Annotated in this window: 23 protein-coding genes; 13 read left to right on the forward strand and 10 right to left on the reverse strand. The window is 63.1% G+C overall.

From position 1 onward, the window contains the following. Positions 1-7: 7 nt before the first annotated feature. From NKJ75_RS21170 to NKJ75_RS21185, 4 genes are all read right to left on the reverse strand, one after another. Complete coding sequence (locus NKJ75_RS21170; RefSeq protein WP_023687477.1) at positions 8-814, reverse strand: class I SAM-dependent methyltransferase; 807 nt, start codon at positions 812-814, stop codon at positions 8-10. An 81-nt stretch (positions 815-895) separates the two neighbouring features. Next, positions 896-1,300 (reverse strand): GFA family protein, encoded by a 405-nt coding sequence (locus tag NKJ75_RS21175; RefSeq protein WP_352500143.1) that lies wholly within the window; start codon positions 1,298-1,300, stop codon positions 896-898. A gap of 78 nt (positions 1,301-1,378) precedes the next feature. Then, the gene (locus tag NKJ75_RS21180) at positions 1,379-2,332 is read right to left on the reverse strand and encodes a cation diffusion facilitator family transporter (RefSeq protein WP_023687479.1); all 954 of its coding nucleotides are present in this window, start codon (positions 2,330-2,332) and stop codon (positions 1,379-1,381) included. Between the two features lie 110 nt (positions 2,333-2,442). Next, positions 2,443-3,252: a transglutaminase-like domain-containing protein gene (locus NKJ75_RS21185; protein ID WP_023687480.1), complete on the reverse strand. Its 810-nt coding sequence runs from the start codon at positions 3,250-3,252 to the stop codon at positions 2,443-2,445. Between the two features lie 212 nt (positions 3,253-3,464). Between NKJ75_RS21185 and NKJ75_RS21190 the strand changes: the two genes are divergently transcribed. After that, the gene (locus NKJ75_RS21190; RefSeq protein ID WP_006200611.1) at positions 3,465-3,590 is read left to right on the forward strand and encodes a hypothetical protein; all 126 of its coding nucleotides are present in this window, start codon (positions 3,465-3,467) and stop codon (positions 3,588-3,590) included. A gap of 206 nt (positions 3,591-3,796) precedes the next feature. Continuing rightward, complete coding sequence (gene sugE, locus NKJ75_RS21195) at positions 3,797-4,111, forward strand: quaternary ammonium compound efflux SMR transporter SugE (RefSeq protein WP_023681326.1); 315 nt, start codon at positions 3,797-3,799, stop codon at positions 4,109-4,111. Positions 4,112-4,196: 85 nt separating this feature from the next. Here the strand turns inward: sugE and NKJ75_RS21200 are convergent, their stop codons facing one another. Beyond that, entirely contained in the window at positions 4,197-4,625 is a 429-nt protein-coding gene (locus NKJ75_RS21200; protein ID WP_023673205.1) for a DUF6481 family protein, read from the reverse strand. A 234-nt stretch (positions 4,626-4,859) separates the two neighbouring features. On the opposite strand from NKJ75_RS21200, the gene NKJ75_RS21205 reads away from it, so the two are divergent. The 7 genes from NKJ75_RS21205 (at position 4,860) to pmtA (ending at position 12,869) form a co-directional block, all read left to right on the forward strand. Next, positions 4,860-5,921: an LLM class flavin-dependent oxidoreductase gene (locus NKJ75_RS21205; RefSeq protein WP_023744890.1), complete on the forward strand. Its 1,062-nt coding sequence runs from the start codon at positions 4,860-4,862 to the stop codon at positions 5,919-5,921. A 110-nt stretch (positions 5,922-6,031) separates the two neighbouring features. Next, complete coding sequence (locus tag NKJ75_RS21210; RefSeq protein ID WP_023741322.1) at positions 6,032-7,201, forward strand: AI-2E family transporter; 1,170 nt, start codon at positions 6,032-6,034, stop codon at positions 7,199-7,201. Between the two features lie 82 nt (positions 7,202-7,283). After that, a complete protein-coding gene (locus tag NKJ75_RS21215; RefSeq protein WP_023703806.1) occupies positions 7,284-7,487 on the forward strand; it encodes an arylamine N-acetyltransferase in 204 nt (67 codons plus the stop codon). 22 nt (positions 7,488-7,509) lie between these two features. Beyond that, positions 7,510-8,508, forward strand: a complete 999-nt coding sequence (locus NKJ75_RS21220) for an LLM class flavin-dependent oxidoreductase (protein ID WP_023744889.1) — start codon at positions 7,510-7,512, stop codon at positions 8,506-8,508. A gap of 371 nt (positions 8,509-8,879) precedes the next feature. Further along, positions 8,880-10,796: a molecular chaperone DnaK gene (dnaK, locus tag NKJ75_RS21225; protein ID WP_023673200.1), complete on the forward strand. Its 1,917-nt coding sequence runs from the start codon at positions 8,880-8,882 to the stop codon at positions 10,794-10,796. 219 nt (positions 10,797-11,015) lie between these two features. After that, positions 11,016-12,146 carry a molecular chaperone DnaJ gene (gene dnaJ, locus NKJ75_RS21230; protein ID WP_023681322.1) on the forward strand — a complete coding sequence of 377 codons (1,131 nt, stop codon included), beginning with the start codon at positions 11,016-11,018 and terminating at the stop codon, positions 12,144-12,146. A gap of 117 nt (positions 12,147-12,263) precedes the next feature. After that, entirely contained in the window at positions 12,264-12,869 is a 606-nt protein-coding gene (gene pmtA, locus NKJ75_RS21235; RefSeq protein WP_023687484.1) for a phospholipid N-methyltransferase PmtA, read from the forward strand. A 95-nt stretch (positions 12,870-12,964) separates the two neighbouring features. On the opposite strand, the gene NKJ75_RS21240 is transcribed toward pmtA, so the two are convergent. Continuing rightward, entirely contained in the window at positions 12,965-13,873 is a 909-nt protein-coding gene (locus tag NKJ75_RS21240; protein ID WP_023681320.1) for a LysR family transcriptional regulator, read from the reverse strand. Between the two features lie 122 nt (positions 13,874-13,995). On the opposite strand from NKJ75_RS21240, the gene NKJ75_RS21245 reads away from it, so the two are divergent. The 4 genes from NKJ75_RS21245 (at position 13,996) to NKJ75_RS21260 (ending at position 16,335) form a co-directional block, all read left to right on the forward strand. Beyond that, a complete protein-coding gene (locus NKJ75_RS21245; RefSeq protein ID WP_023687486.1) occupies positions 13,996-14,607 on the forward strand; it encodes a LysE family translocator in 612 nt (203 codons plus the stop codon). Positions 14,608-14,727: 120 nt separating this feature from the next. After that, positions 14,728-15,324, forward strand: a complete 597-nt coding sequence (locus NKJ75_RS21250) for an NADPH-dependent FMN reductase (RefSeq protein ID WP_352500144.1) — start codon at positions 14,728-14,730, stop codon at positions 15,322-15,324. After that, positions 15,321-16,034 (forward strand): orotidine-5'-phosphate decarboxylase, encoded by a 714-nt coding sequence (gene pyrF / locus NKJ75_RS21255; protein ID WP_023725308.1) that lies wholly within the window; start codon positions 15,321-15,323, stop codon positions 16,032-16,034. The genes NKJ75_RS21250 and pyrF overlap by 4 nt, the downstream gene beginning before the upstream one ends. A 13-nt stretch (positions 16,035-16,047) precedes the next feature. After that, positions 16,048-16,335 (forward strand): DUF1330 domain-containing protein, encoded by a 288-nt coding sequence (locus NKJ75_RS21260; RefSeq protein ID WP_023687489.1) that lies wholly within the window; start codon positions 16,048-16,050, stop codon positions 16,333-16,335. A gap of 18 nt (positions 16,336-16,353) precedes the next feature. Here the strand turns inward: NKJ75_RS21260 and NKJ75_RS21265 are convergent, their stop codons facing one another. The 4 genes from NKJ75_RS21265 to NKJ75_RS21280 all read right to left on the reverse strand — a co-directional run bounded on the left by NKJ75_RS21265 (position 16,354) and on the right by NKJ75_RS21280 (position 20,379). Then, entirely contained in the window at positions 16,354-17,607 is a 1,254-nt protein-coding gene (locus NKJ75_RS21265) for a low temperature requirement protein A (RefSeq protein WP_352500145.1), read from the reverse strand. Between the two features lie 90 nt (positions 17,608-17,697). Continuing rightward, on the reverse strand, positions 17,698-18,759 hold the full coding sequence (locus NKJ75_RS21270; RefSeq protein WP_023696052.1) for a D-alanine--D-alanine ligase family protein: 1,062 nt from the start codon (positions 18,757-18,759) through the stop codon (positions 17,698-17,700). A gap of 103 nt (positions 18,760-18,862) precedes the next feature. Beyond that, positions 18,863-19,738: an SMP-30/gluconolactonase/LRE family protein gene (locus tag NKJ75_RS21275; RefSeq protein ID WP_352500146.1), complete on the reverse strand. Its 876-nt coding sequence runs from the start codon at positions 19,736-19,738 to the stop codon at positions 18,863-18,865. Next, positions 19,738-20,379 carry a 2-dehydro-3-deoxy-6-phosphogalactonate aldolase gene (locus tag NKJ75_RS21280; protein WP_023741331.1) on the reverse strand — a complete coding sequence of 214 codons (642 nt, stop codon included), beginning with the start codon at positions 20,377-20,379 and terminating at the stop codon, positions 19,738-19,740. The genes NKJ75_RS21275 and NKJ75_RS21280 overlap by 1 nt, the downstream gene beginning before the upstream one ends. Positions 20,380-20,383 lie beyond the last annotated feature (4 nt).

The raw sequence follows: 20,383 nt of genomic DNA on the forward strand, positions 1-20,383 counted from the left end.
ACATGCATTAGACCGTAGCCACGATCACGTGCGCCTGGATCTTGGCCGCAACCTCGCCGCTGCCGTGCCTGGCTGCAATCACGGACGCGGCGTGATCGGTTGCGGCTTCCAGTTTTCCTCTGGCCTCGATTTCGTTGCGAAGCGGAGTTCCCTGGCAATAGGCAACCGCCGGAAGGCGCGGCGAGGAGGCACGGCTTTGTTCGGCCCTCGTCTCGATCACCACACGGGAGAAACCTGCGGCTTCCAACTCGCCGCGGATCAATGCAGTGTCATTGTAGCCGTGCGGCGTGCGGGCGAGAAAGCGGGGCGGATCGTTCGGAAAAATCTCCGCAAGAGCATTCGTCACATCATTGGCGAATACATTCTCTTCGATGCGATCCCACACGTTGAACAGGAAATGGCCGCCGGTCTTCAGGACCCGCTTTGCTTCGCGATAGCCGGCGGCTCGGTCGGGAAAGAACATCGCGCCGAACTGACAGCAAACGAGATCGAAAGCCGCATCTTCGAACGGCAGCGCCAGAGCATCCGCCTGACGCCATTGTATGCGACTGTCGGGAGCTTGTCGCGAGGCCGCGTAGTCGAGCATAGGCTGGTTGAGGTCGGTCACGACATAGCTTGCGCCAGGGGACAGTTTCGGCGCCAATGCGCGGGTGACAACGCCGGTGCCGGCGGCGACTTCCAGGACGGCGCCGGGCGACAAGGACGCTGCCCGTCGTGCCAAATCCGCGGCGAACGGCTCGAAGATCAACGGCACCATGTAGCGGTCGTAGTTTTCCGGAATCGAGCCGGCAAACACTTTGTCCGTTTCCGACATTGCTATCCCCCGCCATCCGTTTGATGGCGAGCCTAGCACATAATTGGCTGGTTTGGGCCGCGTTTAACCGGGAGGCAGGTGCTACTGCGCCTCTACGATGCTTACGCCCTCGAATTCCGGAAGCCAGTGCAGGGCCGATCGGTGCCATTTCTGTTGGGTCGGAACGAGATCCTCGCGTTGCCGCGCGGTCCCCGCCCTGATCCCATAGACCTTCGGCCCGTCGTCAACCGACGTTGCGTAAAGATGCGAACCGCAGTCGCCGCAGAACGCCTGGGCACGCTTGGCGCCGCTCGATCCCGTCTTGATATAGACCTTCGGTGTGCCCTTGGTGATCCTGTAATGATCCTCAGGCGCGGGAACAGTGACACGAAAGGCCGCGCCGGTCAGTTGCTGGCAGTCGGTGCAATGACAGATAGAGGTCTTTTCCGGGTCGACGTCTGCTTCATAAGTTATGGCGCCGCAATGGCACCCACCATCGATTTTCATGGTTGATTCTCCGAAATCCGTCGAGTGATCTTAGCGGGACCAGGCGATGGGGCCAACGGTGGACTGCTGGTCCAAGAACTAGTCCGACGCCGCCTCGACCTGCTTGCGCCGGTGCTCCCAGGTTCCGGTCGTCTGCGGCTTGACGAACAGTCTGGTGATCTCCGGCATTTCTTTTTTCAAGAGCGCCTCGATGCGCTCGACACAGGCTTCGATCTCAGGCGCCGTCAGATGGTCCTCGAATTCGATGCTCAGCCCAGCGACGATCTGTTGCGGGCCGAGATGGACGGTGAGAACGCCGTTGGCCCGCTGCACCGCCGGATCCTGCTGGGCGATGGCCAGCACCTTGGCCTGCACTTCCGCCGAGGCCGGCTCACCGATGAGCAATCCCTTGCTTTCGCGCGCCAGAAAGATGGCGGTGGCGCCGAGGATCATCGCGATGCCGATCGAGGCGACGCCGTCGAGTTCGGGCATGTCGAGGAGTTCGGCCGCCAATATGCCGGCGAAGGCGACGAACAGACCGAGCAGGGCGGCGCTGTCCTCGAACAGGATCGTGTAGACGCTCGGATCCTTGCTCGATTGCACGGCCTGCAGCCAGCCTTGCTTGCCCTTCTGCTGGCGGAACTCCTTCAGCGCCACGTACCAGGAGCTGCCCTCGAACAGCATTGAGAGGCCCAGCACGATGTAGTTGATTTTGGGATTGGCGACCGGCTCAGGCGCCATGATGTGGACGACGCCTTCATAGAAGGACACGCCGGCGCCGAGCGCGAATACGAGCAGGGCGACAATGAAGCTCCAGAAATACAGCTCGCGGCCATGGCCGAGCGGATGCGTGCGGTCCGGCGGGCGGGCGGCGCGGTGCATGCCGTAGAGCAGCAGCCCGCCATTGCCGGTATCCACCAGCGAGTGCACGCCTTCCGACAGCATCGCCGAGCTGCCGGTGAAGAAGGCGGCGACGAATTTGGTCACAGCAATAGCGAGATTACCGGCGAGCGCCGCGTAGATGACCGTCTTCGACCCGCCATGTGCTGCCATGCTGTCCCTCCAAGGAACCTGATGTAACGCCCCTGAGCTCCACAGGCATCACAACGCACGAATCGCCCGGTCGTTCAGGGTCTTGTAGGCCAGCTTGCGGAAAGACGCCCCTATTCGATGATCTCGTCCGTCCACACCTTGAAACCAGCCAGCGTGCCCGGTCCGAAGATGTGGGTCAGCGGCACGTCGGCGGCGTCGCGGCCGGAGGCGATCAGGATGCGGCCGATGCGTGGCGAATTGTTGCGCGGGTCAAAGACATGCCAGCGGCCACCGAGATAGACCTCCATCCAGGCTGCGAAATCCATGCTCGCCCAAGGTTTGGGCAGGCCGATGTCGCTGATGTAGCCGGTGCAGTAGCGGGTCGGGATGTTGAGCGCACGGCAGAAGGTGACGGCGAGGTGGGCAAAGTCACGGCAGACGCCGCTTTGCTCCCGATAGGCTTCCGCCGCGGTGCGGGTCGGCCGCGCATTGCCGTAGCTGAAGACGATGTGGTTGTGGACGAAGTCGCAGACCGCCTGGACGCGCGCAATGCCAAGCGGCGTATGCCCGAACAGCCGCCAGGCTTCGCTGGCCAGCAGATCGCTCTCGCAAAAGCGGCTCGGCAACAGGAAGAGCAATGTGTCCGACGGCAGATCGCGCACCTCGTGCTGCCAGGCCATCAGGTCGCCCATCTCGAACGTGCCGGGGTCGCGGATTACCGAATCGGTGCCGAAGGTGAAGCGACCGGGCGGGGCGACGAAGCGGTTGCACCAATTGCCGAAACTGTCGCGGTAGCTCTGGATCGGCACCGGCGGGTTGGAGGTCAGGAAATCCGGGCGCTCGAGATCGGAGGCCCTGGAGTAGTGGACGTTGAGCATCGCGATTAGCGGCGTTTCCTGCGGAAAATCGAAACTCATCTCGCTGCCGATGCGGATTCGCATTGTCGTCCTGACCGCACTGCCTGATCATCGCCGGGCGAAGGCATGGCCGATGCTGCAGTGCGAAGGCAACCATGGCACGGACCGGAATGGTTTACGAGCAAATTAGAAACCGGTTGAAAGCGGCCCGACGGCGCCGGCGACAGACGCAGCCCTCTTGCAGTCCGGCGTTTCTCTTGTTTCACTTGGCCTCCCAGCAACTGGAGGAACGAATCATGGCTAAAGGTGCGATGAAGGCGGGCAAGGAAGCTCGGAAGCCGAAAAAAGACGCCAAGAAGCCCGCAGCGGCTCCGGCACTCAAGGCGCCGCCCGTCAAGGCGATGAGGCTCAAGGAAAAGTAAGCCCGCCTCGGAAGATCTTGGACGGTTGAAATCCGGACAAACCGTTTCGGCGCAGATTTTGACACCGGCGGCATGAACGATGCGGCCGGTGTTTTTGTTGATCGCACCGGCGCAGCCGCTTGTGTCGAAGCGGCGAGGACGACCTCGCGCCTTCCCATAAATCGGCCGGGACGGCCCGCCATGCTCATGGAATGGAGTGCATCCCGATGTCGTGGATTTTTCTGTTTTTCGCCGGCCTGTTCGAAATCGGCTGGGCGATCGGCCTCAAATACACCGACGGCTTCTCGAAGCCGCTGCCGACGGTGCTCACTGTCGCCTCGATGATCATCAGCCTCGGGTTGCTCGGCCTGGCGCTCAAGACGCTGCCTGTCGGGACGGCCTATGCGGTGTGGACCGGCATCGGCACGGTCGGCACGGCGCTTCTTGGCATCTGGCTGCTGGGCGAGCCTGCGACGGCCATCCGGCTCGCCTGCATTGCGCTCATCGTCTGCGGCATTATGGGGCTGAAGCTCGCCGCCTGAGCAAAGCAACCAAGGAAATCGACGCACAAACACATTCACGGCCGCTGGAAGGCGACCCTGATGTCCGATCGTTTCGATCGAAGCGTTAGCGGGCGGAGAAGCCCGGAGGCGTCCTGCCGGTACGCTGCTTGCGCGCCGCATAGCGTGCGTCGCGCTTGGCCTTGCGTTCGGCTTCGTCGGCCAGCAAACGGGCAATGCGCTCGTTTTCTTCGGCTTCCTTGATCTTCGCTTCAGCCTGCGCTGCCTCTTCGGCCGCAATACGCGCCGCTTCGGCTGCTGCCTCGCGCTCGGCCTTCTCGACCGCCTCGCGTGCCAGCTTTTCCTGCTTCAGCCTGGCCTTTTCGGCCTCGCGTATTTCGCGAGCCTCAAGAATCGCCTTGCGTTCGGCCTGTTTGGCCAGAACCGCAGGATCATCAGCCGCCGGCTTTGACTTGAAGCGCTCCAGAAGCGCCTTCTTTGCCTCGTTCGCGGCATTGCGCCGCTCGAAAATGTCTTTTTCCCTGTAGATAGCCAAGTCCACTTCCCTGAAGTCAATTCGCGACGCTTACATACGCGCGAAAACCGAGAGTTCAAGCGCCAAAACGGTATGCCAGCCATGAAAGTTTATGCTGTTGCAGCCGGGAGACGCGTTTTCCCTGAAACAAAGCCGGCCGAAACCGACATGCACTGTTCACTATCCGCCCCTCTGGCGGCCGGGGCGGCTCGCCGCTACCTCTAGCGGCAAATCAGAACATTTGGATGACATGCCATGGAACTCGGTCTCTACACTTTTGCCGACGTCAGCCCGGAGCCCGGCCCCGGCGCGATCGGCCCGCATCAGCGGCTGCGCAACCTGATCGAGGAGGTCGAGCTGGCTGACCAGGTCGGCCTCGACGTCTTTGGTCTGGGCGAACATCACCGCCCCGACTATGCCGCGTCCGCGCCGGTGGTGGGGCTGGCCGCCGCCGCCGAACGCACCAAGCGCATCAAGCTGACCAGCGCGGTCACCGTGCTGTCCTCCGACGATCCGGTTCGCGTCTTCCAGCAGTTCGCAACGCTCGACCTTTTGTCGGGCGGCCGGGCCGAGATCATGGCCGGGCGCGGCTCGTTCATCGAATCCTTCCCGCTGTTCGGCTACAATCTCGAGGACTATGACGAGCTGTTCGCCGAAAAGCTCGATTTGCTGCTGGCCATACGCGACAGCGTCAAAGTTACCTGGTCCGGCAATCTGCGCGCGCCGATCAACGACCGCGGCGTCTATCCGCGACCGCTGCAGGAAAAATTGCCGATCTGGATCGCAATAGGTGGAACGCCGCAGTCTGCTGCCCGCGCGGGGGTGCTCGGCCTGCCGCTGGCGCTGGCCATCATCGGCGGTGAGCCGGCGCGGTTTGCACCGCTGTTCGACATTTATCGCGATGCCGCCAGGCGGGCCGGTACCGACCCCTCGGGCCTTGCCACCAGCATCAATGTGCACGGCTTCATCGCCGGCACCACTGAACAGGCGGCCGACGATTTCTATGGCCCGCAGGCCGAAGTGATGAACCGCATCGGCCGCGAGCGCGGCTGGGGCCCGACCTCGCGGGCGCATTTCGATCAGTCGCGTGGTCCGAACGGCGCGCTGTTCGTCGGCGATCCGGAGCAGGTGGCGGAAAAGATCGTCGCCCAGCACAAGATCTTCAACAATGACCGCTTCCTGCTGCAGATGGCGATCGGCGCCATGCCGCACGCCAAGATCATGAAGGCGATCGAACTGTACGGCACCAAGGTGGCGCCGATCGTGCGCAAGGAGACCGCCAAGCCCGGCGTCGCCGTTGCAGCGCCAGCCGCCTGAGCGACGGGCGGCCCGGATTGAGGGCCTTGCCGGCTAACGGAACCTTGGGCTTGCAGAGGCGTTTCCGTCAGGGGAAAGCACCAATTGCGGTGCGCCGCTGAGGGAAAATCATGAAAGCCGAACCCGCCGCTTTGGGTGCTGGCCTTGCCGAGACCGAAGAGGCGAGAGTTGTGGCGCGTGCCGACACGCATCTGATGCGTTCGCTGCTCATCGGGATCTTCCTGTTCATGGCCATCTACGCGCTGTATTTCGCGCGTGCTTTCTTCATGCCGGTCATCCTCGCCTTCCTGCTGACGCTGACGCTGACACCAATCGTGCGCTTCCTGCGCAAGCGCGGCATTCCGGAAGTGGTTTCGGCGACAATGTTGGTCGTGCTGTCGATCTGCGTCTTCGGCGTTGCCGGCTATCTGCTCAGCGGCCCGGTCATCGACCTTCTCAACAACACCTCGTCGATCGGCCAACAACTTACCGAACGGCTGGCGCAATTGCGGCGTCCGCTCGAGAGGATCATGCAGATCTCGCATCAGATCGAACAGATGACGGAGACCTCGCAGGAGCCGGGCATCCAGAAGGTGGCGATGGCGCAGTCCGGCGTCCTGTCGGCCGCCGCCAGCAACGTCCTGTCGGCGGGGACAAGCCTGACCATCATCTTCGTGCTGTCACTGTTCCTGCTGGCGTCAGGCACGATGTTCTATGAGAAGATCATCCAGTCCTTCGCCAGCCTCAGCGAGAAGAAGCGGGCCTTGCGCGTCGTCTATGACGTCGAGCGCGAAATCTCGCATTATCTGCTCACCGTCACCGTCATCAATGCCGGTCTCGGCGCGGTTATCGGCCTTGGCCTGTGGGCGCTCGGCATGCCCAACCCGCTCGTCTGGGGAACGATGGCGGCGCTGCTCAACTTCCTGCCCTATGTCGGCGCGCTGATTACCATCGTGCTGGTCAGCGTCATTGCGATGATCAGCTTCGACTCGATTACCTACGCCCTCTTGGCGCCGGGCTTCGTGCTTTTGTGCGACATCGCCGAAGGCCAGTTCGTTACACCGATGGTTGTCGGCCGACGCCTCGAGATCAACGCCGTGGCGATCTTCATCGCCATCGCCTTCTGGTCCTGGCTTTGGGGCTTTGTCGGCGCGCTGATGGCGGTGCCGCTGCTGGTCGTCGTCAAAGTGTTCTGCGATCATTTCGATGGCCTCAGCCATGTCGGCAATTTTCTCGCCGCACAGCAGACGGCCGTGGTGGAGGAGGAAGCGGCCGAAGAGAACGGAAAGGCCGCGCCATAAGCTTGCCGCGCCTGTCCGTCATCTCGCATTTGTTGTCTTCAGGCGGAGTGCCTATATCGAGCCGGTCAACCCGGACCCTGCGATGAACGATGCCTCCTTCGACCTCGATTCCTATTTCGACCGCATCGGCTATCGCGGCCCGATCGATGCTCCGCTCGGCACGCTGAGCGCGTCGCATCGCCAGCGTCCGCAGGCGATCCCGTTCGAGAATATGGACCCGTTGCTTGGCACCAGCTCGACATCCTCATTCCCGACCGCGCCTTCGAAACCAGGGTCAGGCAGTTGAACATCGTAAAGGCTTGAGGCCCATGACCGCACTTTCCGTTCTCGACCTGTCGCCGATCGTCGAAGGCAGCGACGCCTCGCAATCGCTGGCAAATTCGCTCGACCTGGCCCGCCATGCCGAGCGGCTCGGCTACAAGCGCTATTGGCTGGCCGAGCACCACAACATGCCGGGCATCGCCAGCGCGGCGACCGCCGTGGTCATCGCCCATGTCGCCGGCGGCACCAAGACGATCCGCGTCGGCGCCGGTGGCATCATGCTGCCCAACCATGCGCCGCTGGTGATTGCCGAGCAGTTCGGCACGCTGGCGGCACTGCACGCCGGCCGCATCGACCTCGGCCTCGGCCGCGCGCCCGGCACCGATATGGGAACAGCGCGCGCGCTGCGCCGCAATCTCGAGGCGTCAGACAATTTCCCCCAGGATGTCGTCGAGCTGATGGGCTATTTCCAGCCGGCCGCGGAAGGCCAGCGTATCCACGCCGTGCCCGGCGAAGGCCAGAAGGTGCCGGTCTGGATCCTCGGTTCCAGCCTCTATGGCGCGCAGCTCGCCGCCATGCTCGGCCTGCCCTATGCGTTTGCCTCGCATTTCGCGCCGGCCGAACTCGACCATGCGCTGGAGATCTACCGTTCGCGCTTCCAGCCTTCGGAACAGCTGGACAAGCCCTATGTCATGCTCGGCCTCAACGTTTTCGCCGCACCGACCGATGGAGAGGCCAAACTGCTGTTCACCTCGTTGCAGCAGGCCTTCGTCAATCTGCGCACCGGGCGGGCCGGCCGCCTGCCGCCGCCGGTCGAGGGCTATGACCAGACGCTCGAGCCGATGGCAAAAACCATGATTTCGCAGGCGCTGTCCTGCGCCGTCGTCGGCTCTCCCGAAACCGTCCGGCAAGGCATAGACGCGTTCGTGCGCCGCACCGGCGCAGACGAGCTGATGGTGACCGCGCAGATCTTCGACCATGCGGCACGCGTGCGCTCGTTCGAAATCCTGGCCGAGGCGCATAAATCGCTGTCGCAGGCCGCGTGACGCTTTTGCCTGTGTCTGCTGTGGGCAGGCGCCTTCCTCAGCCAGGAGCCGCCTCTCTCACGCATAGGTGACGTTTTCTTGTGGTTTCGAAGCCCTGACTGGGCGCTTCGCCGGGGGATCGCGCAGATCCTGGGGTTTTGAGCGCGGTTTGAGCACATCCGGGCCGCCGGGCGGCTGTTCAAAGGCGCCAAGCGCGGCGCGGTGGATGCCATGCGCAGAATGCTTGCGCCCGATGCCGCCTGTTCTTATATACGCGCCAAGCCGCCCAGTGCCGGAATGCCGGTTGCCGGAGCGGAATTTCTTGTGAACAGGGGCTTTCGTCGGAACGCCTTACGGGTCCTGAGAGCCTGCTTAGCGGAGAGACTAGAAAAATGGCAAAAGTAATCGGTATCGATCTCGGCACCACCAACTCCTGCATCGCCATCATGGATGGCAAGGAGCCCAAGGTCATTGAAAATGCGGAAGGCGCGCGCACGACGCCTTCCATCGTCGCCATCTCGGGCGACGGCGAACGTCTCGTCGGCCAGCCGGCCAAGCGCCAGGCGGTCACCAATCCTGAAAACACCATCTTCGCGGTCAAGCGCCTGATCGGCCGCCGCTATGACGACCCGGTGACGGAGAAGGACAAGAAGCTTGTCCCCTACAAGATCGTCAAGGGCGACAATGGCGATGCCTGGGTCGAGGCCGGCGGCAAGAAGCAGTCGCCCAGCCAGATCTCGGCCATGATCCTGCAGAAGATGAAGGAAACGGCGGAGGCCTATCTCGGCGAGAAGGTCGAGAAGGCGGTCATCACCGTTCCGGCCTATTTCAATGACGCCCAGCGCCAGGCCACCAAGGACGCCGGCAAGATCGCCGGCCTTGAGGTGCTGCGCATCATCAACGAGCCGACGGCTGCAGCACTTGCCTACGGCCTCGACAAGAAGGATGGCAAGACCATTGCCGTCTATGACCTTGGCGGCGGCACGTTCGACATTTCGGTGCTCGAAATCGGCGACGGCGTGTTCGAAGTGAAGTCGACCAATGGCGACACCTTCCTCGGCGGCGAGGATTTCGACATGCGTCTCGTCGAATACCTGGCGGCCGAGTTCAAGAAGGAACAGGGCATCGACCTGAAGAACGACAAGCTTGCGCTACAGCGCCTCAAGGAGGCGGCTGAAAAGGCCAAGATCGAGCTGTCGTCGACGACGCAGACGGAAATCAACCTGCCCTTCATCACCGCCGACGCGACCGGCCCCAAGCACCTGACGCTGAAGCTGACCCGTGCCAAGTTCGAGCAGCTGGTCGACGATCTCGTCCAGCGCACCATCGAGCCCTGCAAGGCGGCGCTCAAGGATGCCGGGCTGAAGGCTGGCGAGATCGACGAAGTGGTCCTGGTCGGCGGCATGACCCGCATGCCCAAGATCCAGGAGATCGTGAAGCAGTTCTTCGGCAAGGAGCCGCACAAGGGCGTCAACCCGGATGAAGTCGTCGCTTTGGGCGCCGCCATTCAGGCCGGCGTGCTGCAGGGCGACGTGAAGGACGTGCTGCTGCTCGACGTGACGCCGCTGTCGCTCGGCATCGAGACGCTGGGTGGCGTGTTTACCCGCCTGATCGAACGCAACACGACGATCCCGACCAAGAAGAGCCAGGTGTTCTCGACCGCTGAAGACAGTCAGTCGGCCGTGACCATCCGCGTCTTCCAGGGCGAGCGTGAAATGGCTGCCGACAACAAGGCGCTCGGCCAGTTCGACCTGGTCGGCATTCCGCCGGCGCCGCGCGGCGTGCCGCAGATCGAGGTCACTTTCGACATCGACGCCAACGGCATCGTCAACGTTTCGGCCAAGGACAAGGGCACCGGCAAGGAGCACCAGATCCGCATCCAGGCCTCTGGTGGCCTTTCGGACGCCGACATCGAGAAGATGGTCAAGGACGCCGAAGCCAATGCCGAGACCGACAAGCAGCGGCGTGCTTTGGTCGAGGCCCGCAACCAGGCCGAGGCGCTGGTGCACTCCTCCGAGAAGTCGCTGAAGGAATATGGCGACAAGGTTTCGGAAACCGAGCGCACGGCGATATCGGAGGCTATCACGGCGCTGAAGGCTGCTGCCGAAGGCGACGATGCCGCCGACATCGAGGCCAAGTCGCAGACGCTTGCCGAAGCATCCATGAAGCTCGGCCAGGCCATGTACGAAGCTTCGCAGAAGGAAGCGGCGGAAGCCGACGCCAAGGCGGACGCGGCCAAGGATAGCGATGTGGTCGACGCCGATTTTGAGGAAATCGACGAAAACGACGAGAAGAAGAAGTCGGCCTGACCGGTTGACGGCAAATAAAGCGGAAAGCCCGGCGCAAAGCCGGGCTTTTTTGCAACCCTCGCTGAAAAAGTGCGGGCCTTGCCGAAAAAGTCACTGAAAAACACAGGCACAAGCGCGCCGGCCCTAGCATCCGGGCAGCACCGCTCCTAAATCGAGACAACGTGCCGGCAAACGACGCAACATGCATCAAGACGTTGAGCATCCGGACTGCGGGAAAAGATGAAAGCTGATTTCTACGAGACGCTGGGCGTGCAAAAGGGCGCCGACGAGAAGGAGCTCAAGAGCGCTTTCCGCAAGCTGGCCATGCAGTTCCATCCCGACCGCAATCCCGGCGATCACTCATGCGAGCATAAGTTCAAGGAAATCAACGAAGCCTACGAAACGCTGAAGGACCCGCAGAAGCGCGCGGCCTATGACCGTTTCGGTCACGCCGCCTTCGAGCAGGGCGGCATGAATGGCGGCGCGCAAGGTTTTGGCGCCGGCGGCTTCGCCGACATTTTCGAAGATATTTTCGGCGACATGATGGGCGGGCGCCAGCGCCGCTCGTCGGGCGGCCGCGAACGCGGCGCCGATTTGCGCTACAATATGGAAATCACGCTGGAAGAAGCGTTTGCCGGCAAGACCGCGCAAATCCGCGTGCCGGCCTCGATCTCATGCACGGAATGCTCCGGGACCGGCGCCAAGCCCGGCACCCAGCCGGTGACCTGCTCGATGTGCCATGGCCACGGCAAGGTACGAGCGACGCAAGGCTTCTTCTCGATCGAGCGTACCTGCCCGCAATGCCAAGGCCGCGGCCAGACGATCAAGGACCCGTGCCCGAAATGCGCCGGCCAGGGCCGCGTCACCGAGGAACGCTCGCTGTCGGTCAATATCCCGGCCGGCATCGAGGACGGCACCCGCATCCGGCTTGCCAATGAGGGCGAGGCGGGCCTGCGCGGCGGCCCATCGGGCGACCTCTATATTTTCCTGGCGGTGAAGCCGCATGAATTCTTCCAGCGCGACGGCGCCGATCTCTACTGCAAGGTGCCGATATCGATGACGACGGCCGCCCTTGGCGGCTCGTTCGAGGTGACGACGCTGGACGGCAGTCAGACCAAGGTGAAAGTGACCGAAGGCACGCAGAACGGCCGCCAGTTCCGCCTCAAGGGCAAGGGCATGCCGGTGCTGCGCCAGCCCAATGTCGGCGACCTCTATATCCAGACCGCGGTCGAAACGCCGCAAAACCTGTCGCGCCGCCAGCGCGAGTTGCTGGAAGAGTTCGAGCAGCTGTCGTCGAAGGACAATTCGCCCCAGTCGAGCGGCTTTTTCGCCCGCATGAAGGACTTTTTCGAATCCTTCGGCGAGCACTGAACCCAAGCCAAGGCCGCCACGCTTCCCGAACGTCATCAACATCTTATGCCAGATCGCGCCTTGCCTTGGACCTGTTAGCTGCTAAGTAGCGTTCGGGGAGTGTTGAGGAGAACTTGCATGGCACGTGGTCCGGGATTGCGGAAGGCGCTGGCGGAAAAGTTCGACGACGAACTCAAATTCTTCAAAGGCTGGATCGACAAGCCGAAGTCGGTCGGTTCGATCGTGCCGACAAGCTCTATCACCGCCCGCAAGATGGCTTCCATCGTCAATCCGAAGTCCGGCCTGCCGGTGCTTGAAGTCGGACCCGGCACAGGCGTCATCACCCGTGCAATCCTCGCCCAGGGCGTTAAGCCCGAAAACCTGTACGCGGTCGAATATTCCACCGATTTCGTGCGCCATCTGCGCCAGCTCTATCCCGGCGTCAACGTCATCGAGGGCGATGCCTTCAATCTCAACGCCACGCTTGGCGAGAAGAGCGGGATGGTTTTCGATTCCGTCGTCTCCGGCGTGCCGCTGCTCAATTTTCCGGTCGCACAGCGGATCGCCTATATTGAAAGCCTGCTAGACCGCATCCCGGTTGGACGGCCGATCGTGCAGCTGACCTATGGGCCGTTGTCGCCGATCCCGCCCGGCCGCGGCAATTACACGGTCAAGCATTTCGACTTCATCTTCCGCAACATCCCGCCGACGCAGCTGTGGATCTACCGGCGCGAAGCGCATTAGCTGGTATTGGGGGCGGGAGAAGTCTCTGGCGCCTTGTAGAGGATCGACGTCTCCCGAAGGAAGCTCGATTGAGGGTCGATCCACATCCTTGACTGTTATCCGCCTCGCAAACTCGTGGCGACCTCTCTGATCGCCGCGCACATGGCCCGCACGGCCGTTGCTTCGGCGCTGCTGGAGAACAGAAGCAGCAGAGGCCGACGCGCACGCGGCTCAAGAGGACGCCTCGCGACGGTTCGCTGCCAATCGGCCGGAAACGCCAGGCCTGGCGCAATCGACAAACCGCGCCCGGCCCCAACCAGAGCAAGCAGCGCCGCCATATCGCTCGCCGACAGGATGACAACTGGCGCAACGCCAAAATCCTGGAACAATTCGGCAAGCATTGGTCCGCAGCCGCCGCTCGACATGATGAATGGCTGGCCGTCGAGAGCGCGGATCGGAAATGACCCCCCTTGGACTGAGTTCTTTTGCGATGACGCCACAAAGAGTTCGTCGTCGACAAGTTCCTCGGCTTGGCAATTGCCGGCGATGTAGGACAGTCCAATATCGGCGGCACCGCGATCGACCCACTCCGCCACCTCGGTATCCGTGCCCAAGAGCAGTTCGACAGCAAGCTCCGGGTGCCGGACGGAAGTAATGTTCAACGCATATGGAGCAATCTTTACCGAGGCGCTGCTGACCAGCGCGAGCCGTACTCTGCCTTTGATGGAGTGTTCCCGTAGGCCGACAAGACGGCCTAAAGCATGCAAAGCGGCGCGCGCCGCGTCCAAAGCCGCCTCGCCGGTTGCGGTGAAAGCGACACCGCGCCGATCACGTATGACGAGGGGCGCGCCAACGATCTCCTCCAGCGCCTTCATTGCATGGCTTATGGCCGATTGAGAAAGACAGAGCCGCTCGGCGGTTTTGGTGAAGCTGCGCGTCTCGCTGAGCGATGTCAGGACGCGCACCATCGTGATGTTGATATTAGCTTTGTTCATGGCTGCCGAAATATCTTTCATTTCGCTCATATTAAAGAGCGCTGTAGGTTTTGTGAAGGTGAGGGAAACGACCCTCGAAATCGGCGAGCGGCTTTACTGGCCTCTCCGGCATGCAGGCGTGGGGTACGACGAGACTGAAACTGGAGTATCGCATGAGCTACCTTCCGCAATTCCTGACCCTTGCTTCGGTCTTCCTGCTCGGCGCCATGAGCCCAGGACCCGATTTCGTAGCCGTGACTTCCCATGCGCTGATCAGCCGTCGCGCGGGGTTCCATGTGGCGCTTGGCATTGCCGCAGCGATCATGGTGTGGGCGGCTCTCGCGATGTGTGGCCTGGGCCTCGTACTGACGCAGATTGCATGGGCTCACCTTGCCGTCCGGATCGCCGGTGCCGTGTATCTCGGTTACCTGGGCAGCAAGATCCTTTTGTCGGCTTGGCAGGCGCGGCCACCGCTGGCCGTCGGTGGCGCAGAGACTACGGCTCCTTGGCGAAGCGGATTCGTTGTCGGAATTACAAATCCGAAGACGGCCGCGTTCTTCGCGAGCCTGTTCATATCGGTATTGCCGATGCAGGCTCCGATCTGGGTCCAGGCAGTGTCGCTGGCCATAATCGGGCTGGTCGCGATGGCGTGGTTTGGGCTTGTCGCGCTAATGTTCTCCACAAGAAGGGTTCGGTCGGTATATGGCAGCGTCCGCAGGCCGATAGATGCCTTGCTCGGAGTTGCACTCATCGCGCTGAGTGCAAGAATTGCGGTCACCCACTAGCAATAGCCCAGCTGCTCGGCACACCTTCGCGCGCTTGGCCCCCGATCGTTTCCGTTTTTTGAGCCAGTGCGTTGATTTGCGCAGCCTCTGGCTGTACCTGTCCGGGAACAAGAGTGGCCAATGGCTGTGATCGCGAAAATCCTCGTCTTCGCCGGCTCGGTGCGCAGCGGCGCCTTCAGCGGCAGGACCGCCGATGTGGCGCAGAAGGAGCTGGCCATGCAAGGCGCCGAGGTGACACGCATTTCGCTGGCCGACTATCCGCTGCCGATCATCGACGAGGACCTCGAAAAGGAAAAAGGCGTTCCCGACAACGCCGTGAAGCTCGGCCGGCTGATCGCCGCCCATGACGGGCTGCTGATCGCGACGCCGGAATATAATGGCTCGATCCCGCCACTGCTCAAGAACACGATCGACTGGGTAAGCCGGGTGCGCCTCGATGGCGGCTGGCCGGTGAGGCCATTTGTCGGCAAGGTCGCCGGCCTGTGCTCGTCTTCGAACGGACATTTCGCCGGGATCCGCTGCATCAACCATCTGCGCGCCGTGCTGGTGCGCTGCCAGCTGGAGATGGTGACGCCGGAATGCTCGGTATCCGATGGCGGCAGTGCCTTCGACGGCGACGGCAATTTCAGGGATGAGAGACTGACCAAATCGATGGAGCACCTATGCCGCACGCTGATCGAAACCTCGCGCATGCTGTCGACCCGGACCGGGGCATGATTTCCACAGCCATGCAGGCCCATACGATGAGAGACAGGCTGATCGTCGGCCTCGACGTGCCGACGGTGAAAGAGGCCGAACAGGCGGTGCAGGAGCTCGACGGCGTTGTCTCCTTCTACAAGATCGGCTATCAGCTGGCCTTCGCCGGCGGGCTCGACTTCGCCAGGGAGTTGGCCAGCGGCGGCACGAAAATCTTCCTCGACATGAAGCTGCTCGACATCGACCACACCGTGGCGAAGGGTGTCGAGAACATCGTGCGCATGGGCATGACCATGCTGACCATCCACGCCTATCCCAAGGCGATGCGAGCCGCGGTGGAGGCCGCCAGGGGCAGCGACCTCTGCCTGCTGGCGGTCAGCGTGCTGACCTCGATGGACGAGCAGGACGTGATCGACGCCGGCTATGAATACGACCCGCACACGCTGGTGCTGAGACGCGCCGAACAGGCGCTGCATGCCGGCATGGGCGGCGTCGTCTGCTCGGCCGAGGAGGCGGAAGCGGTGCGCCGCATCGTCGGACCCGACCTGGCGGTGGTGACGCCGGGGATACGGCCCAAGGGCAGCGACCATGGCGACCAGAAACGCGTGGTGACGCCCGGCCAGGCGATCCGCAACGGCTCCAGCCATCTCGTGGTCGGCAGGCCGATCGTGGCGGCAAGCGACAGGCGCGCGGCGGCGGAAGCCATACTGGAAGAGATGCGCGCCGCGTAACGAGGAGAAGAAAATGCCCAAGGGATACTGGATAGCCCGCGTCGATGTGCGCGACGCCGAAGGCTACAAGGACTATGTCGCTGCCGCCAAGCTCGCTTTCGACCGTTTCGACGTGAAGTTCCTTGCCCGTGGCGGTGAGCATGAAAAGGCCGAGGGGGCTGGCCGCGCCCGCAATGTCATTATCGAGTTCGAATCGCTCAGCGCGGCGCACGATTGCTACCACTCGCCGGAGTACCAGCGCGCCGTCGCCATCCGTCAGAAAGTAGCCGATGGGGAGATCGTGCTGGTCGAGGGTATCTGACGCGCGAAGCTGCTCTGCTCAGTGCGGCGCTTCCTCCTGCGCCAGCACCTCCAGTCGATGGCGGTGCCCCGACAGCTCATAGCCGACAACGGTGACGGCCGGCGCTAGCGTCAGTAAGATGAGGCAGACCGCCATGTCGACGCCGGCAAGGGCGGCGATGATGGCAAGTGCGACGAGCGCAGCCGTTCCCGCCAGCAGCCAGACATGGAGGGGATCGAAGCGCTGGACGAGATAATAATACAGCGCGTAGATCGCCCCCAGGAACACGCCTAGCGGAATGGCAACTGACAGCAGCGTCGCCACCGGGCCGATATGGGTCTTGTGCTCGATGAAATAGGCCGCGACATGCAGCCCGGCGCCGGTGGCGACGATGGCAGCGACGATCAGCATCTGGCCATAGCCCCAGATAAAAGAGCGATTGCGGTGCTGGTGCAGCACCGTCCCCGAGGGCAGCATGTAATAGACCCACCACATGCCGAAGGTGAGACCCATTCCGGCAATGCCGATCAAGGCGGCATCGAGGTTCCAGCCCTGCTCCTCGACCACGGCCGACAGCGTCGCCAGCGTGCCGACCACCCCTTCGCCCAGCGCGATGATGGCGAACAGGCTGTAGCGCTCGGCGACGTGGTGCGCGTGCCAGGGCGTGCCGCCATCCCTGCGCTCGGCGATCGCCGGCCCGGCAAGCTCGATGAGAACCAGGATGGCGCCGAAAGCCAGGCTGGTCTCCAGCGAGAAATCGACCAGTATCTGCACCACCCAGCCGATCTGGGCGATCGCAATGGCGACGGCGTAGGTCAGGCAGGCACGCCGCCGCCCAGGGTCCTGCCGCGCCGCGCGCAGCCATTGGAAGATCATGGCGACGCGCATGATGACGTAGCCCAGCACCATCACCGAATTGTTGAGGTGTTCGCCATGCTCGATCGAGGCGAACATGCGCGGCAGGCCGATGGCCAGCACCAGCACGCCGATCATCTGCACCATGGTGACGAGGCGGAAGATCCAATCGTCGGTGTCATAGGCGGAGGAAAACCAGGAGAAATTGATCCACGCCCAGCAGATGGCGAAGCTGGCAAAGCCGAAGCCGATCAGCGCCGCCGCGTAGTGGCCCTCGGCCAAGGCATGCGCCAGTTGCGACGAGGCAAGGCTGAAGGCGGTGACGAAGGTCAGATCGAACAGCAGCTCGAGCGGCGTGGCGACGCGATGCGCCTCGTGCGGATCGCGCCCGGCCATGCGCCTGATGTGATGGTGGAGGGAGCTTGCTGGTGTGCTCATCGCGCGGCCTTGCCTGAGGACTGTCCCGCGACACTAAAGGTGGAGCAAAAGCCGTCAAGGCGCGGTAGGTCGCGCTGGTCCCTCGACCGTTCAGATCGCCTGTCGGTTCAGTCGGTTCGCCGCCGTCTCGGCAACCGCATCGGCCAGCGTCATGCCCCATTGCATCAGGCAATAGGCGCGGAAATCGAAGCAGGGCAGGCCGGGACAGACCTCGAACTCGATGAGGTGGACATGGTCGTTAGCCTCGACCCTGAAATCGAGGGAAAACACGTCTCGCAGGCCGAGCCCGCTGACCAGCCGCTCGGCGATGCGGCGGATGGTTGCCGCGGCTGCCGGCTGGGTGTCGGCAACCGCCTCCAGCACCGGCTCGCTGTATAGTCCAGCCGCCTTGGCGGCCTCGCCGGTGTCGCCGTAAAGCGCCATCGAGTCCGCCATGGTCTGGAAATCGCCGCCGGAGTCGACGAATGCAACGCCGAGCGCTTCCGCCCCGGCATCCGTTTGCAGCCCAAGGAAGCTGGCGCGGACATTGCGACCGCCGACATAGGGCTGGACGACGACATCGTCGCGATAAGCGGCATAGACCCGCCGGCTAAGCTCCAGCGCATGGGCCAGGTCGTTGCAGCGTGAATCCGGCCAGATGCCTACCTTGGAGCCGAGCCGGTTCGGCTTGACGAACCAGCCGGCTTCCGAAGCTGGCGGGTCGGCCAGCCAGCGGCCGTCGCGGGCCAGGCCTGCCTGCGGCGCCGGCAGGCCGAGCGCGCAAAGCACGGCGCCGGAACGGAACTTGTCCTGGCAAATCGCGAACAGCGCATCGTCGGCTCCGATGGTTCTAAGCCCATTCAGCCTGGCAAGTGCGGGCGCTGCAGCACCGCGGAAATAGGCAATGCCGTCGGTCAGCGTCCAGACCAGCGTGGTTGCGGGATCGGCCTTCGCCAGCGCGCTTGCCGCATCGTCGAGTGCAACCGGCATAAAGGCGAGGCCGCGCTTTTCACAAGCGGTCGCCAGTTGATCGAACTCAGGAGCGAGATCGGTCGACTGCGCCAGATAAGACGAGATTTCCAAGGCGCGCTCGGCGGGAAAGCCGTCGGCGACCAGCCTGTCGAAACAGGCCTTTTCCGGCTCGTGGACGAGGATCAAGGTCGGGCGCGGCATGGGTCAAAGCTTCTCGGTGATGCAGCCACACCATCGCACGGCCAATGCGATCGGCTTGCGCGAAATCGACCCGCGCCCGCCGCCTGCACGACAACCGGTACGCTCAGGCGATGACCACGCGCGGCTCGAAGCGGCCGTTGACGGGGATGTCGAGCAGGAAGGTCATGCCGGCCTGTGGGTCGAGCTTGCGCTGCTTGTCGTCCTTGCCTTTCCAGGCCGAGGTCACCGCCAGCCGATCGGCCTTGGCCCCGACAAAGGCCGGGCACGAGGACTGCCCCGCCGGCACGGCAATTTCGCGCAACAATGTGCCATCTGGCGAATAGGCCTTGACCGCCTTGCCGCCCCAGACGGCGTTCCACAGCACGCCGTCGCGATCAACGACCGAGCCGTCGACAAAGCCCTTGGACGAGCGATGGTCGACGAACACTTTGGACTCGCCGATCGGCAGACCCGTTGCCGGATCGCAGGCGACGCGCATCAACAGGCCGGTCGAGGTATCGGTGTAGTAGGCGATCGTTCCATCCTGCGAGAAACAGATCGAGTTCGACACGGTGATGCCGGTGTAAAGCGTGCGCAATTCTCCCTTGAAGAACCAGTAGATGGCGCCCGCGCCCTTCTCCTCACCCTTGCCCATCGTGCCGACCCAGAAGGCGCCACAAGGGTGGACGCGCGAATCGTTGGAGCGGGTCAGCGCATTGTCGGCCTCGATAGGCGTATGCAGCGTCAGCTTGCCGGTCGAGACGTCGCGGACATGCAGGCCGGTCTCGGTGGCGATGAGCTGGCGATTGTCGTCGATAATGGCGATGGCGCTGGCCATCTGGCCGAGCTCATGGACCTTCCGCGCGCTGGACGTGACACCCTGCTCCAGCAAAAGCCCGTTGACGATGTCGAACCAGAACAGCGTGTCGGTGGCGGGATCGTAGCTCGGCCCCTCGCCGAGTTCACAGACATGGTCCGAAAAAACCGAAACCTTGTCCATCATGCCGCTCCGCCGAAGGCCGCATCCCAGGCCGTCACCGCCGCCTGCGCGCGCGAGGCCACCTCGTCGACGCTCATGCCGGGTTTGAACAGGCTGGAGCCAAGACCAAAAGCAGTCACCCCAGCGGCTTTGTAGCCGGCAAAGTCTTTGTCGGAAACGCCGCCGACGGCGCCGACCACGGTATCGGCCGGCAGCACGGCCCGCATCGCCGAAATGCCGCTGGGCCCGAGCACGCTTGCCGGGAAGAATTTGAGCGCCGAAGCCCCAAGCCTAATCGCCTGAAAAGCTTCGGTGGGGGTGAACACGCCTGGCATCGTCACCATGCCATGGTGCATGGCGCGGGCCATGACTTCGGCATCGATGTTGGGGCTGACCAGCAGCCTCCCGCCGGCCTTGGCCAGGGCGTCGACATCGGCTGAAGTCAGCACCGTGCCGGCGCCGACCAGCGTTGTCTTGGGCACTGCGGTGACAATGCTGGCGATCGATGAAAACGGCTCCGGCGAATTGAGCGGCACCTCGATAGCTTCGATGCCGGCGTCAAACAGCGCCTGGCAGATGGCAACCGCCTCGCTGGGTTTGAGGCCGCGCAGAATGGCGATAAGACCACGCTTGAGCTTCGGGAAGGGGGCGGTCTGGGTCACGCTG

The sequence above is a fragment of the Mesorhizobium sp. M0058 genome, from assembly GCF_040323095.1.
Classification (GTDB): Bacteria; Pseudomonadota; Alphaproteobacteria; order Rhizobiales; family Rhizobiaceae; genus Mesorhizobium.

Coding starts and splice junctions, on each gene's coding strand:
- NKJ75_RS21170 (WP_023687477.1), bottom strand. CDS start 814: ATGTCGGAAACGGACAAAGTGTTTGCCGGCTCGATTCCGGAAAACTAC.
- NKJ75_RS21175 (WP_352500143.1), bottom strand. CDS start 1,300: ATGAAAATCGATGGTGGGTGCCATTGCGGCGCCATAACTTATGAAGCA.
- NKJ75_RS21180 (WP_023687479.1), bottom strand. CDS start 2,332: ATGGCAGCACATGGCGGGTCGAAGACGGTCATCTACGCGGCGCTCGCC.
- NKJ75_RS21185 (WP_023687480.1), bottom strand. CDS start 3,252: ATGCGAATCCGCATCGGCAGCGAGATGAGTTTCGATTTTCCGCAGGAA.
- NKJ75_RS21190 (WP_006200611.1), top strand. CDS start 3,465: ATGGCTAAAGGTGCGATGAAGGCGGGCAAGGAAGCTCGGAAGCCGAAA.
- sugE (WP_023681326.1), top strand. CDS start 3,797: ATGTCGTGGATTTTTCTGTTTTTCGCCGGCCTGTTCGAAATCGGCTGG.
- NKJ75_RS21205 (WP_023744890.1), top strand. CDS start 4,860: ATGGAACTCGGTCTCTACACTTTTGCCGACGTCAGCCCGGAGCCCGGC.
- NKJ75_RS21210 (WP_023741322.1), top strand. CDS start 6,032: ATGAAAGCCGAACCCGCCGCTTTGGGTGCTGGCCTTGCCGAGACCGAA.
- NKJ75_RS21215 (WP_023703806.1), top strand. CDS start 7,284: ATGAACGATGCCTCCTTCGACCTCGATTCCTATTTCGACCGCATCGGC.
- NKJ75_RS21220 (WP_023744889.1), top strand. CDS start 7,510: ATGACCGCACTTTCCGTTCTCGACCTGTCGCCGATCGTCGAAGGCAGC.
- dnaK (WP_023673200.1), top strand. CDS start 8,880: ATGGCAAAAGTAATCGGTATCGATCTCGGCACCACCAACTCCTGCATC.
- dnaJ (WP_023681322.1), top strand. CDS start 11,016: ATGAAAGCTGATTTCTACGAGACGCTGGGCGTGCAAAAGGGCGCCGAC.
- pmtA (WP_023687484.1), top strand. CDS start 12,264: ATGGCACGTGGTCCGGGATTGCGGAAGGCGCTGGCGGAAAAGTTCGAC.
- NKJ75_RS21240 (WP_023681320.1), bottom strand. CDS start 13,873: ATGAGCGAAATGAAAGATATTTCGGCAGCCATGAACAAAGCTAATATC.
- NKJ75_RS21245 (WP_023687486.1), top strand. CDS start 13,996: ATGAGCTACCTTCCGCAATTCCTGACCCTTGCTTCGGTCTTCCTGCTC.
- NKJ75_RS21250 (WP_352500144.1), top strand. CDS start 14,728: ATGGCTGTGATCGCGAAAATCCTCGTCTTCGCCGGCTCGGTGCGCAGC.
- pyrF (WP_023725308.1), top strand. CDS start 15,321: ATGATTTCCACAGCCATGCAGGCCCATACGATGAGAGACAGGCTGATC.
- NKJ75_RS21260 (WP_023687489.1), top strand. CDS start 16,048: ATGCCCAAGGGATACTGGATAGCCCGCGTCGATGTGCGCGACGCCGAA.
- NKJ75_RS21265 (WP_352500145.1), bottom strand. CDS start 17,607: ATGAGCACACCAGCAAGCTCCCTCCACCATCACATCAGGCGCATGGCC.
- NKJ75_RS21270 (WP_023696052.1), bottom strand. CDS start 18,759: ATGCCGCGCCCGACCTTGATCCTCGTCCACGAGCCGGAAAAGGCCTGT.
- NKJ75_RS21275 (WP_352500146.1), bottom strand. CDS start 19,738: ATGGACAAGGTTTCGGTTTTTTCGGACCATGTCTGTGAACTCGGCGAG.